Raw genomic sequence first — 12,745 nt, 5'->3', positions numbered from 1 at the left:
CTACGAGGGCGAGGTCCGCTACGCCCGTGACGCGTTCGAGGGCCTGCGGCTGATGGACGCGCTGATCGCCGTCAAGCGCGGAGTCCCCGGCGCCGCCCTGCCCGAGCTCAAGCAGCGCCGCGTCGCCAAGCGGGACACCCCCGCCCTCCAGGCGGAGGAGCCGGAGGAGACCGGCGGCCGCTCCGACGTGGCCGTCGACAACCCGGTCCCCACGCCGCCCTTCTGGGGTACCCGCGTCATCAAGGGCATCCCGCTCAAGGACTACGCCTCCTGGCTGGACGAGGGCGCCCTGTTCAAGGGCCAGTGGGGCCTCAAGCAGGCCCGCGCCGGCGGAGCCACGTACGAGGAACTGGTCGAGAGCGAGGGCCGTCCGCGCCTGCGCGGCCTCCTGGAGAAGCTGCACACCGAGAACCTCCTGGAAGCGGCCGTGGTCTACGGCTACTTCCCCTGCGTCTCCAAGGGCGAGGACCTGATCATCCTCGACGAGCAGGGCAACGAGCGGACCCGCTTCACCTTCCCCCGCCAGCGCCGCGGCCGCCGCCTGTGCCTCGCCGACTTCTTCCGCCCGGAGGAGTCCGGCGAGACCGACGTCATCGGCCTCCAGGTGGTCACCGTCGGCTCCAGGATCGGCGAGGCCACGGCCAAGCTGTTCGAGTCCGACTCCTACCGCGAGTACCTGGAGCTGCACGGCCTGTCCGTCCAGCTGGCGGAGGCCCTGGCCGAGTACTGGCACGCCCGGGTCCGCGCCGAGCTCGGCTTCGGCGGCGAGGACCCCGAGAAGGTCGAGGACATGTTCGACCTCAAGTACCGCGGCGCCCGCTTCTCGCTCGGCTACGGCGCCTGCCCCGACCTGGAGGACCGCGCGAAGATCGCCGACCTCCTCCAGCCGGAGCGGATCGGCGTCCACCTCTCGGAGGAGTTCCAGCTGCACCCCGAGCAGTCCACCGACGCTCTGGTGATTCACCACCCCGAAGCGAAGTATTTCAACGCACGCTGACACGGACCGGCGTACACTGGTCGGTCCCAAACAGGCCGGTCACCTGTTCCCGAGGGAGATCATCCCGCGGGGCGAGGTGGCCGGCCTTGTCGTCCCCCAGAGAGGCGTAACCCATGACCAGCACCGTTCCCGCCCCCGTCGCCCGCACGGCCGACGGGCACGCACTGCAGGCGGTGCTGCTGGACATGGACGGCACCCTCGTCGACACCGAGGGCTTCTGGTGGGAGATCGAGGAACAGATCTTCCGCGAGCTCGGCCACCGCCTGGACGACTCCTGGCGGGACGTGGTCGTCGGCGGTCCCATGAGCCGCAGCGCCTCCTTCCTCATCGAGGCGACCGGGGCCGACATCGGCCTCGCCGAGCTGAGCGTCCTGCTCAACGAGCGCTTCGAGGCCCGCATCGCCGACCGGGTCCCCCTGATGCCCGGCGCCGAGCGGCTGCTGAGCGAGCTGGCCCGGCACAACGTGCCCACCGCCCTCGTCTCCGCCTCGCACCGCCGCGTCATCGACCAGGTCCTGCTCACCCTCGGCCGCGACCGCTTCACGCTGACGGTCGCAGGCGACGAGGTACCCCGTACCAAGCCCCACCCCGACCCGTACCTGATCGCCGCCGGCACCCTGGGCGCGCACCCCTCGCGCTGCGCCGTGATCGAGGACACCGCCACCGGGGTCGCCGCCGCCGAGGCGGCCGGCTGCCGGGTCGTGGCCGTCCCCTCCGTCGGCGTCATCGAGCCCGCGCCCGGCCGGACCATCGTCCGCTCGCTGGAGGACGTGGACCTCCCGTTCCTGCGCTCCCTCATCACTCCGATGAACTGAGCGCGCACGCTCCGTACCGAACAGAACGGGGGCGAGCCCCGGGCCTGACGGGAGGATCTTCCGCCCCTAACCCCGGAGGCCGAAATTCCATCCTGTCCGTGAGGGACATTTCAGGTGACCTTGGTCACCCGGCAAGCCCCCGACGAGCCCGTCCACAGGCTCCGGGGGCTTCCTTTGTGTCCGGATTGATCATCTCCTGACCGCATCTGCGAGGACTCCGGCATAAGCGGTAAGTCCGCACCCATCACGGTGCGATTACACCCCAACTCCTGCCAGTTCCAGCCATCCCGCCCCAGCCCACTAATGTCGACGCGGGCACTCCGCACACACCCTTGCCGCACCGGCCGCGCACCCTTGCGCCGGTACGCGCGTGGACCGATCGTCAAACACCGGCCCGATCGTTCCGCCCTGAACGGGCGACCGCCGCGAAGTGCCCTCTACGCCGCTTTGAACAAGTGCCGGGTGAGGGAGTACTTCCAGCATGAACCGCAAGACCATGGTGCTGACGGCCGCGATCGGCCTGCTCACCCCCGCGCTGTCCGCCTGCGGCAGCGCGAGCGGCGGAGGAGCAGCGTCCGGAGCGATCGTCGTCGGTACCACCGACCGGTTCGAGGCAGCCGACTACGCCCCCGCCCCCTTCGACCCCGCCTACGCCTACGACGCCGGCGCCTGGAACATCCTGCGCCAGACCGTCCAGACGCTCGTGCGCACCCCGCGCGGCGGCGGCCAGCCCGTCCCCGAAGCCGCCTCCGACTGCCGCTTCACCGACACCGGCAACGAGAGCTACCGCTGCACGCTGCGGCCCGGCCTGAAGTTCGCCAGCGGCGACCCGGTCACCGCCAAGGACGTCAAGTTCTCCATCGACCGCGTCCGCGCCATCAAGGACGAGAACGGCCCCTCCGCCCTCCTCTCCACCCTCGACACCGTCGAGACCAAGGGCGCCGACACCGTCGTCTTCCACCTGAAGACCGCCGACGCGACCTTCCCGTACAAGCTCGCCACCCCCGCCGCCGGCATCGTCAGCGAGAAGAACTACGAGGCCAAGAAGCTCCGCCCCGGCTTCACCGTCGACGGCTCCGGCCCGTACACGATGAAGGCCGAGGTCAAGGACAACCACCTCGTCCGTGCCGTCTTCACCAAGAACCCGAACTACAAGGGCGACGTCAAGCTGCAGAACGACAAGGTCGAGCTGCGCACCTTCGACGACTCCGCCACCATGGGCAAGGCGCTCACCGACGGGAAGATCCACGTCGTCTCCCGCACCCTGTCGCCCGCCCAGATCACCGAGTTCGCCAAGACTCCCCCCAAGGGCGTCAAGCTCACCCCGATGCCCGGCCTGGAGATCCGCTACATCGGCTTCAACACCGACGCCCCGACCGTCAACAACAAGGCCGTGCGCCAGGCCCTCGCCGCCGCCGTCGACCGCAACAACGTGATCTCCAAGGTCTACGGGAAGTCCGCGCAGCCCCTGTACTCGCTCGTCCCCACCGCCGTGCCCGGCCACGTCAACTCGTTCTTCAACAAGTACGGCGAGGCCAACACCGCCAAGGCCGCCGAGCTGCTCAAGGCCGCCGGGGTCAAGACCCCCGTCAAGCTGACCCTGAACTACACCACGGACCACTACGGCGACGGCACCGCCGCCGAGTTCGAGGCCCTCAAGACCCAGCTGAACTCCACCCAGCTGTTCGACATCACCGTCCAGGGCAACGAGTGGGGCACCTTCCGCCCCGCCCAGAAGAAGGGCGACTACGCCGCCTACGGGCTCGGCTGGTTCCCCGACTACCCGGACCCCGACAACTTCCTCGCCCCGTTCCTGGAGCAGGACAACTTCCTGGGCACGCCGTACGCCAACACCGCGGTGCGCACCAGGCTCATCCCCGAGTCCCGCCGCGCGGCCGACCGCAACGTCGCCGTGCCCGCGATCACGGAGATGCAGGACATCGTCGCCGACGACGTCCCCGTCCTGCCCCTGTGGCAGGGCAAGCAGTACGTCGCCGCACGCGACGGGATCACCGGAGTGGAATGGTCGGTCAACGCCATCTCCGACCTCCAGCTGTGGGAACTCGGCCGGGGTGTCAGCGGCTGAGACCGGCAGGACCGGCGGCGGACGTCGCAGGCCGGCGCAACGACCAGACAAGACTGTGAAGGAATTCGCGTGAAGAGACGTAACCAGTGGTTGGCAGCCCCGCTCGGCGCGGCCACTGCCGCAGCGCTGCTCAGCGGTTGCGGTTCGCAGGACGGCTCCGCCGCCGGCAACGGCAAGGGCGTGGTCATGGGCATATCCGACAAGGTGAAGTCCACCGACCCCGCGTCGGGCTACGACCCGGGCTCCTGGCTGCTCTTCAACAACGTCTTCCAGTCCCTGCTGACGTTCCCGAAGGGCGGCACCACCCCCGAGCCCGACGCCGCCCAGGCCTGCAACTTCGAGGGCGGCGACAGCAAGGTGTACAAGTGCACCCTGCGCAGCGGCCTGAAGTTCAGCAACGGCAACAGCCTGACCTCGAAGGACGTCAAGTTCTCCTTCGAGCGCACGCTGAAGATCAACGACGCCAACGGCCCCGCCGTGATGCTCTCGTCGATCGCGAGCATCGAGGCCCCCGACGAGAAGACCGTCGTCTTCAAGCTGAAGTCGTCCGACGCCACCTTCCCCAGCAAGATCGCGTCGGGCGCGGGCGCCATCGTCGACCACAAGGAATACCCGGCCGACAAGCTCCGCACCGACAACAAGGCGATCGGCTCCGGCGTCTACAAGCTGGACGCCTTCAGCGAGAAGAGCGCCAACTTCTCGGTCAACGACTCCTACAGCGGCAAGGCCAAGGCCAAGAACACCGGCGTCACGCTGAAGTTCTTCAACGGCGACCAGGCCGGCCTCAAGACCGTCCTGGAGAGCGGCGACGTCGACTTCGCCTTCCGCGGCCTCGCCGCCAAGGACATCGCCGGCCTCGCCGCCACCAAGACCGGCGACAACAAGGTCGACGTCGTCCAGGGCACCGGCGCCGAGGTCCAGCACCTGGTCTTCAACGTCAACGACCCCGTCGTCGGCAAGCTCCCCGTCCGCAAGGCGATCGCCTACCTCGTCGACCGCGAAGCGCTCGTCAAGGACGTGTACGCGGGCACCGCCGCCCCGCTGTACTCGATCGTCCCGGCCGGCATCGCCGGACACACCACCCCCTACTTCGACCGCTACGGCGGCTCGCCCCAGCTGGAGAAGGCCAAGGCGGTCCTCAAGGCCGCCAACATCTCCGGCAAGGTCAAGCTGACCCTGTGGTCCACGCCGGCCCGCTACGGCCCGTCCACCGACCACCAGTTCCAGGTCATCGCCAAGCAGCTCAACGAGAGCGGCCTCTTCGAAGCCGACGTCAAGTCCGTCGAGTTCGAGCAGTACGAGAAGGACATCGAGGCCGGCAAGTACGGCGTCTACGTCAAGGGCTGGGTCCCCGACTACCCGGACGCCGACAACTTCACCCAGCCGTTCTTCGGCCCGGAGAGCGTCCTGCACAACAACTACGACAACAAGGAGATCAGCGGGACCATCATCCCCGCGACCTCCACCAAGTCCGACCGCACCGCGGCCAACACGGACTACACCCGCCTCCAGGACATCGTCGCCGACGAGCTCCCGATCCTCCCGCTCTGGCAGGGCAAGCAGTACGCCGTCGCCCGCCAGAACGTGACCGGTCTCCAGTGGTCCCTGGACGCCTCCACGGTCTTCCGCTTCTGGGAGATCAGCAAGGGCTGACCCGCCCCGGACACACCTCCGCCCCGGCACCCCACGAGGGAGCCGGGGCGGAGCCGTACCCGTACCCGCTACTGCGCGCCCGGACGGACCAGACCGCTCTCGTACGCGTACACCGCCGCCTGCACCCGGTCGCGCAGGCCCAGCTTCGTCAGCACGTGCCCCACGTGCGTCTTCACCGTCGTCTCGCTGACGAACAGGTCCGCCGCGATCTCCGCGTTCGACAGCCCCCGGGCCACCAGCTTCAGCACCTCCACCTCACGCTCGGTCAGCGTCCCCAGCGTGTCCGGCAGGCTGTCCTCACCCGAGGGCAGATGACCGGCGTACTTGTCCAGCAGCCGCCGCGTGATGCTCGGCGCGAGCAGCGCCTCACCCGCCGCGACCACCCGGATCGCCTGCACCAGCTCGTTCGCCGGGGCGTCCTTCAGCAGGAACCCGCTCGCCCCCGCCCGCAGCGCCTCCACCACGTACTCGTCCAGATCGAAGGTGGTCAGCACCAGCACCTTCGCCGGCCCGTTCCGGTCCGGCCCGGTGATCTGCCGGGTCGCCTCCACCCCGTCCATCCGCGGCATCCGGATGTCCATCAGCACCACGTCCGGCTGCAGCGCCCGCACCTGCTCCAGCGCCTGCAGACCGTCCCCGGCCTCACCCACCACCACGAGGTCCCCCTCCGCCTCCAGGATCATCCGGAAACCGGTGCGCAGCAGTGGCTGGTCGTCGACCAGCAGGACGCGGATCGCCACGGGGTACCTCGTATTCGTCGGGCGGCAACGGCGGACGCCGCCCATTCTGCCCTGACCGGACGATCAGGAACCGGCCGGGCGATCCGCCCCGTCCCTGGGCCGGACCACCAGCGGATACACCGGGGGAGTGCCCCCGAACTCCGGACACACCGCCTGATGGTCGCACCAGCCGCACAGCTTCGTCGGCCGCGGACGCCAGTCACCCGTCTCCGTCGCCTCCCGGATCGCCTCCCACAGCGCGTGCAGCTTCCGCTCCACCCGCTCCAGATCCGCCGGCACCGGGTCGTACGTCAGCACGTCCCCGCTGCCCAGGTAGACCAGCTGCAGCCGCCGCGGCACCACCTGCCGCAGCCGCCACACCACCAGCGCGTAGAACTTCATCTGGAACAGCGCGCCCTCCGCGTACTCCGGCCGCGGCGCCTTGCCCGTCTTGTAGTCGACGATCCGCACCTCACCCGTCGGCGCCACGTCCACCCGGTCGATGATCCCGCGCAGCCGCAGCCCCGACTCCAGCTCCGTCTCCACGAAGAACTCCCGCTCCACCGGCTCCAGCCGCGTCGGGTCCTCCAGCGTGAACCAGCGCTCCACCAGCGCCTCCGCCTCCGACAGCCAGCGCGCCAGCCCAGCCCCCTCGTCCCCCTCCGGGAACAGCTCCGCCAGCTCCGGCTTCGCCTCCAGCAACCGCTCCCACTGCCCCGGCAGCAGCTCCTTCGCCCGCGGCACCGTCCGCTCGTGCGCCGGATGATCGAAGAGCCGCTCCAGCACCGCGTGCACCAGCGTCCCCCGCGTCGCCGCCGCACTCGGCTTCTCCGGAAGCCGGTCGATCACCCGGAACCGGTACAGCAACGGGCACTGCATGAAGTCACCGGCCCGCGAAGGGGACAGCGAGGTCGGCCGGGAAGCACCCGAAGAAGCATCTGCGGAACCGGCACCGGGGGTCGTCGTCATGCGTGAAACCCTACGACCCGGGACGGACAGCACGCGCATACCATCGACTACTGGCCCCTCGCACTGCATGATCGGAGCATCACACCGCGCAACAGCGCACGCGCCACCGACGCGACGTGGACCACACTGGAAGCACCGCACGAACGAAGGAAGACCGTGGCAGACACCGACGAAACCGGCGAGCGCAGGTCCAAGCGCTCCGACCCGGGCGGCGGCATCCTCATGGGCCGCCCCTTCGGCGTGCCCGTCTACGTCTCGCCCAGCTGGTTCCTCGTCGCCGCGCTCATCACCTGGGTCTTCGGAGACCAGCTCGACCGGGTCCTGCCCGACCTCGGCCCCGCCCGCTACCTCGTCTCCCTCTTCTTCGCCGTCGCCTTCTACGCCTCCGTCCTCGTCCACGAACTCGCGCACACCATCGCCGCGCTCCGCTACAAGCTCCCCGTGCGCCGCATCCAGCTCCAGTTCTTCGGCGGAGTCTCCGAGATCGAGAAGGAATCCGAGACCCCCGGCCGCGAATTCGTCCTCGCCTTCGTCGGCCCCCTCCTCTCCCTCGCCCTCGCCGGAGCCTTCTACCTCGGAATGAAGGCCGTCCACCCCGCCACCGTCCCCGGCGTCCTCCTCGCCGGCCTGATGATCTCCAACCTCCTCGTCGCCGCCTTCAACCTCCTGCCCGGCCTCCCCCTCGACGGCGGCCGCATGCTCCGCGCCGTCATCTGGGGCATCACCGGCAAACCCATGACCGGCACCGTCGCCGCCGCCTGGGTCGGCCGCGCCCTCGCCGTCGCCGTCCTCATCGGACTGCCCCTCCTCACCCAGACCGGAGTCCTCGGCAACCCCACCCAGGAAATCGGCGGCATGGACACCGTCATGGACGCCCTCCTCGCCGCGATCCTGGCCGCGATCATCTGGACCGGCGCCGGGAACAGCCTCCGCATGGCACGCCTGCGCGAACACCTCCCCGAACTACGCGCCCGCACCCTCACCCGCCGCGCCATCCCCGTCCAGACCGCCACCCCCCTCTCCGAAGCCCTCCGCCGCGCCAACGAAGCCGGAGCCCGCGCCCTCGTCGTCGTCGACGGCCAGGGCGACCCCACCGCCATCGTCCGCGAGACCGCCATCGCCTCCGTCCCCGAACACCGCCGCCCCTGGGTCGCCGTCAGCACCCTCGCCCAGGACCTCACCGACGGCATGAAGGTTTCCGCGGACCTCACCGGCGAAGAACTCCTCGACCACCTCCGCGCCACCCCCGCCACCGAGTACCTCGTCCTCGAACCCACCGGCGAGATCTACGGCGTCCTGTCCACCCTCGACGTCGAGAAGGCCTTCGTGAAGGCCATGGCACGGCCCCAGTCCTGAACCCAATACACTGGTCACATGTCCGAACCGACCGGTGCCGCCCGCCGACGCGGGCCCTTCGAGGTCGGGGACCAGGTTCAGCTCACCGACCCCAAGGGCCGCCACTACACGTTCACGCTCGAAGCCGGGAAGAATTTCCACACCCACAAGGGTTCCTTCCCGCACGACGAGCTGATCGGTGCTCCCGAGGGCAGTGTTGTCCGTACCACGGGGAACGTCGCGTACCTCGCGCTGCGCCCCCTGCTCCCCGACTATGTCCTGTCCATGCCCCGCGGTGCCGCCGTGGTCTACCCCAAGGACGCGGGCCAGATCCTGGCCTTCGCCGACATCTTCCCCGGCGCCCGCGTCGTGGAAGCAGGAGTGGGCTCCGGCTCCCTCAGCAGCTTCCTGCTGCGCGCCATCGGCGACCAGGGCATGCTCCACAGCTACGAGCGCCGCGCGGACTTCGCCGAGATCGCCACGGCCAACGTCGAGCGCTACTTCGGCGGCCCGCACCCCGCGTGGCAGCTGACCGTCGGCGACCTCCAGGACAACCTGTCCGACACCGACGTCGACCGCGTCATCCTCGACATGCTCGCCCCCTGGGAGTGCCTGGAGGCCGTCTCCAAGGCCCTGGTCCCCGGCGGCATCCTCTGCTGCTACGTGGCCACCACCACCCAGCTCTCGCGCACCGTCGAGTCCATCCGCGAGTTCGGCTGCTACGCCGAACCGCAGCCGTGGGAATCGATGATCCGCAACTGGCACGTCGAAGGCCTCGCCGTCCGCCCCGACCACCGGATGATCGGACACACCGGCTTCCTGGTCACCGCCCGCCGCCTCGCCGACGGAGTCGAGCCCCCCATGCGCCGCCGCCGCCCCTCCAAGGGCGCCTACGGCGAGGACTACGAGGGCCCCGGCAGCGACCGCTCCGCGTAACCGCTCCACGGAGCAGGCCCCGCCAACACGAAAGCGCTGTGGCGCAGTTCCCCGGACGAACCGGGAACTGCGCCACAGCGCCTTTTCGTTGTGCGGACACGGGGCCGCCACCGGGGAGCAGCGGGTACGGACCCGCCCGTTCCACCCCCGTGTGAGGTGTGGCACGATGCTGGCTCCCCGTCACCCTTCGCACAGGAGACACCCGGCGTGCTGCACAGCCCCACCGACCTGGCGCACCGTCGCACCAGGCCCGTCCACTGGCTCGCCACGGCCATCGCCCTCGCCGCCGTCATGGCCGGCGCCGGACTGCTCCAGCCAGGCCGGGCCACCGGAGCCACTCCCGCGCCCGGCCCGGACGCCGCCCAGGGCCCGACGGCCCCCGACGCCCACGCGGCCGCGTACCCGCTGGACTGCAAGGGCGCCCCGCACACCGTCACCGGAACCGCCCAGGGCGACCTCGACGGCGACGGCCGCCCCGAGACCGTGGCGGCCGTCCGCTGCGACGCCGGCTCCGGAACCCCGCCCCACGCCCTCTACGTACTGGCCCAGGACCCGCAGGAGGGCTCCGCCCCCCGGGTCGTCGCCACCCTCCTCGACGCCGGGCGCCGCCTGACCGCGACCGACCTCACCGTGCGCGACGGCTACGTCACCGCACGGCTGCTGGGCTACTCGTCACCCTCCGTGCCGCGCTACGAGCCCGATGTGAAGCAGCTCGCCAAGTGGCGCTGGACCGGCGGGAAATTCCGCCAGGAGCTGACGGACTCGGCCGCCGGAAGTGTTTGAACCGTCACTCCGCGTCCGGGCCGTACACCTCGACCCTGTCCGAAACGCGCCTCACGTGGATGCAGTCGCCCGGACATTCCTTGGCCGAATCGACCACGTCCTGCAGGAGCACCAGAGGAACCGGAGTGGTCGCCCCCGTCTCCTGGAGCAGCTCGTCGTCGGCGCTCTTCACGTACGCCAGACCATCGATGTCCAGCTCGAACACCTCCGGGGCGTACTGCACGCAGATGCCGTCCCCGGTGCACAGGTCCTGGTCGATCCAGACCTCCAGCGGCTCCCCGGCCCCGTCGGAACCACCCGTCGGGGCCTCCTGCTGCACGGTCATATCTCCTGCCGTTTCCTGCTCTGAGTGATCCGCCCCGGCCGCGACTCGCGGCAAGTCGCGCGAGCCCTGACGGGTGTTGAACACTTCGACCTTACAACCGGCTGCTTTCCGATGTTGAAGGGTGGGTATTTCCCTGGCGTGAGGGAGTACGCAAGGGTGAAGATCGGACACACCTCTACCGTCTTTGTGATCTAGGGGTTTCAATCACCACCAGCCCAGGTAGGGTCAGGAAGCGTCCAGCTCCCCTTGGAGGAGGTGAGGACCGTGGCAGCCCACGACGACGACATCAACCGCGGCATCCGGCCCGGGCGAGGGTCTGAGGACCCCGCTGGCCAGGTTGCCTATCTCGAGCAGGAAATCGCCGTCCTGCGACGCAAGCTCGCCGACTCTCCGCGACACACGAGGATTCTCGAAGAGCGGATCGTCGAGCTCCAGACGAATCTGGCAGGCGTCTCCGCGCAGAACGAACGACTGGCGAACACCCTCCGTGAGGCCCGCGACCAGATCGTGGCCCTCAAGGAAGAGGTCGACCGGCTCGCGCAGCCGCCGGCCGGCTTCGGTGTCTTCCTTCAGGCGAACGAGGACGGCACCGTCGACATCTTCACCGGCGGCCGCAAGCTCCGCGTGAACGTGAGCCCCAGCGTCGACCCGGAAGACCTCCGGCGCGGCCAGGAGGTCATGCTCAACGAAGCGCTCAACGTGGTCGAGGCCATGGAGTTCGAGCGGGCCGGGGACATCGTCACCCTCAAGGAGATCCTGGAGGACGGCGAGCGCGCCCTGGTGGTCGGGCACACCGACGAGGAGAGGGTGGTGAGGCTCGCCGAGCCGCTCCTGGACATCACCATCCGCCCCGGCGACGCCCTCCTGCTCGAACCCCGCTCCGGCTACGTCTACGAGGTCGTCCCCAAGAGCGAGGTCGAGGACCTGGTCCTCGAAGAGGTCCCGGACATCGACTACGACAAGATCGGCGGCCTGGGCGACCAGATCGAGCTGATCCGCGACGCCGTCGAGCTCCCCTACCTCTACCCCGACCTGTTCAAGGAGCACGAACTGCGGCCCCCGAAGGGCATCCTGCTCTACGGCCCGCCCGGCTGCGGCAAGACGCTCATCGCCAAGGCCGTCGCCAACTCCCTTGCCAAGAAGGTCGCGGAGGTGACCGGGCAGGCGGCCGGCAAGTCGTACTTCCTGAACATCAAGGGGCCCGAGCTCCTCAACAAGTACGTCGGCGAGACCGAGCGGCACATCCGCCTCGTCTTCCAGCGTGCGAGGGAGAAGGCGAGCGAGGGCACCCCCGTCATCGTCTTCTTCGACGAGATGGAATCCCTCTTCCGCACCCGCGGATCCGGAGTCAGCTCGGACGTGGAGAACACCATCGTCCCCCAGCTGCTCGCCGAGATCGACGGCGTGGAAGGCCTGGAGAACGTCATCGTCATCGGCGCCTCCAACCGCGAGGACATGATCGACCCGGCCATCCTGCGGCCCGGACGACTCGACGTGAAGATCAAGATCGAGCGCCCGGACGCCGAGGCGGCGAAGGACATCTTCGCCAAGTACCTCAAGGCCTCCCTCCCGCTCCACACGGACGACCTCAGCGAGCACTCGGGCTCGCCCCAGGTGGCCGTCCACAGCATGATCCAGACCGTCGTCGAGCAGATGTACGCCGAAACCGAGGAGAACCGCTTCCTCGAGGTCACGTACGCCAACGGCGACAAGGAAGTCCTCTACTTCAAGGACTTCAACTCCGGCGCCATGATCCAGAACATCGTGGACCGGGCCAAGAAGATGGCCATCAAGGCCTTCCTCGAGCACAACCAGAAGGGCCTCCGGGTCTCCCACCTCCTCCAGGCGTGCGTGGACGAGTTCAAGGAGAACGAGGACCTGCCGAACACCACCAACCCGGACGACTGGGCCCGCATCTCCGGAAAGAAGGGCGAGCGGATCGTATTCATCCGCACGCTCGTCACCGGAAAGCAGGGCGCGGACACCGGACGCTCCATCGACACGGTGGCGAACACAGGTCAGTACCTCTGACGGAGCGAGGCGGGGGGGGGGGGGGGGGGGGGGGGGGGGGGGGGGGGGGGGGTGGTGGGCTGGTGGTGGCGGCGCTGCCGTCCTATCTCCCCTTTT

11 protein-coding genes are annotated in these 12,745 nt (G+C 69.3%); 8 read left to right on the top strand and 3 right to left on the bottom strand.

The genetic code is table 11. The annotated features are described in order from the left end of the window. The 4 genes from ACZ7IF_RS14185 to ACZ7IF_RS14170 all read left to right on the top strand — a co-directional run. On the top strand, window positions 1-997 hold a 997-nt coding region (locus ACZ7IF_RS14185; RefSeq protein ID WP_470969280.1), incomplete at its 5' end, for a vitamin B12 dependent-methionine synthase activation domain-containing protein. Between the two features lie 113 nt (window positions 998-1,110). Beyond that, a complete protein-coding gene (locus ACZ7IF_RS14180) occupies window positions 1,111-1,812 on the top strand; it encodes an HAD family hydrolase (RefSeq protein WP_470969274.1) in 702 nt (233 codons plus the stop codon). A 481-nt stretch (window positions 1,813-2,293) separates the two neighbouring features. Further along, complete coding sequence (locus ACZ7IF_RS14175) at window positions 2,294-3,898, top strand: ABC transporter substrate-binding protein (RefSeq protein WP_470969270.1); 1,605 nt, start codon at window positions 2,294-2,296, stop codon at window positions 3,896-3,898. A gap of 69 nt (window positions 3,899-3,967) precedes the next feature. Then, on the top strand, window positions 3,968-5,551 hold the full coding sequence (locus tag ACZ7IF_RS14170; protein ID WP_470969267.1) for an ABC transporter substrate-binding protein: 1,584 nt from the start codon (window positions 3,968-3,970) through the stop codon (window positions 5,549-5,551). A 68-nt stretch (window positions 5,552-5,619) separates the two neighbouring features. Here ACZ7IF_RS14170 and ACZ7IF_RS14165 read toward each other — a convergent pair whose 3' ends face one another. Beyond that, window positions 5,620-6,291 (bottom strand): response regulator, encoded by a 672-nt coding sequence (locus ACZ7IF_RS14165; protein WP_470969262.1) that lies wholly within the window; start codon window positions 6,289-6,291, stop codon window positions 5,620-5,622. Window positions 6,292-6,354: 63 nt separating this feature from the next. Beyond that, a complete protein-coding gene (locus tag ACZ7IF_RS14160) occupies window positions 6,355-7,239 on the bottom strand; it encodes a RecB family exonuclease (RefSeq protein WP_470969257.1) in 885 nt (294 codons plus the stop codon). A gap of 222 nt (window positions 7,240-7,461) precedes the next feature. Here ACZ7IF_RS14160 and ACZ7IF_RS14155 point away from each other — a divergent pair, with 222 nt between their 5' ends. The 3 genes from ACZ7IF_RS14155 to ACZ7IF_RS14145 all read left to right on the top strand — a co-directional run bounded on the left by ACZ7IF_RS14155 (window position 7,462) and on the right by ACZ7IF_RS14145 (window position 10,293). Continuing rightward, the gene (locus tag ACZ7IF_RS14155) at window positions 7,462-8,595 is read left to right on the top strand and encodes a site-2 protease family protein (RefSeq protein WP_470969335.1); all 1,134 of its coding nucleotides are present in this window, start codon (window positions 7,462-7,464) and stop codon (window positions 8,593-8,595) included. A gap of 18 nt (window positions 8,596-8,613) precedes the next feature. Next, window positions 8,614-9,510, top strand: a complete 897-nt coding sequence (locus tag ACZ7IF_RS14150) for a tRNA (adenine-N1)-methyltransferase (RefSeq protein WP_007263187.1) — start codon at window positions 8,614-8,616, stop codon at window positions 9,508-9,510. Window positions 9,511-9,717: 207 nt separating this feature from the next. Beyond that, window positions 9,718-10,293, top strand: a complete 576-nt coding sequence (locus tag ACZ7IF_RS14145; RefSeq protein WP_470969251.1) for a hypothetical protein — start codon at window positions 9,718-9,720, stop codon at window positions 10,291-10,293. A 4-nt stretch (window positions 10,294-10,297) separates the two neighbouring features. Here ACZ7IF_RS14145 and ACZ7IF_RS14140 read toward each other — a convergent pair whose 3' ends face one another. Continuing rightward, entirely contained in the window at window positions 10,298-10,618 is a 321-nt protein-coding gene (locus tag ACZ7IF_RS14140) for a ferredoxin (protein ID WP_470969246.1), read from the bottom strand. A 264-nt stretch (window positions 10,619-10,882) separates the two neighbouring features. Between ACZ7IF_RS14140 and arc the strand changes: the two genes are divergently transcribed. Further along, the gene (gene arc, locus ACZ7IF_RS14135) at window positions 10,883-12,649 is read left to right on the top strand and encodes a proteasome ATPase (protein WP_470969241.1); all 1,767 of its coding nucleotides are present in this window, start codon (window positions 10,883-10,885) and stop codon (window positions 12,647-12,649) included. The last annotated feature ends 96 nt before the right edge of the window (window positions 12,650-12,745 follow it).

Source organism: Streptomyces sp. NPDC037421 (genome assembly GCF_055602105.1).
The sequence above is the reverse complement of the archived record's forward strand: the minus strand, read 5'-3'. Positions and strand labels throughout refer to the sequence as shown.

Excerpts from the sequence above, each read along its gene's own strand:
- ACZ7IF_RS14150 (WP_007263187.1), top strand. The coding sequence starts at position 8,614 with ATGTCCGAACCGACCGGTGCCGCCCGCCGACGCGGGCCCTTCGAGGTC.
- ACZ7IF_RS14155 (WP_470969335.1), top strand. The coding sequence starts at position 7,462 with ATGGGCCGCCCCTTCGGCGTGCCCGTCTACGTCTCGCCCAGCTGGTTC.
- ACZ7IF_RS14175 (WP_470969270.1), top strand. The coding sequence starts at position 2,294 with ATGAACCGCAAGACCATGGTGCTGACGGCCGCGATCGGCCTGCTCACC.
- ACZ7IF_RS14160 (WP_470969257.1), bottom strand. The coding sequence starts at position 7,239 with ATGACGACGACCCCCGGTGCCGGTTCCGCAGATGCTTCTTCGGGTGCT.
- ACZ7IF_RS14180 (WP_470969274.1), top strand. The coding sequence starts at position 1,111 with ATGACCAGCACCGTTCCCGCCCCCGTCGCCCGCACGGCCGACGGGCAC.
- ACZ7IF_RS14140 (WP_470969246.1), bottom strand. The coding sequence starts at position 10,618 with ATGACCGTGCAGCAGGAGGCCCCGACGGGTGGTTCCGACGGGGCCGGG.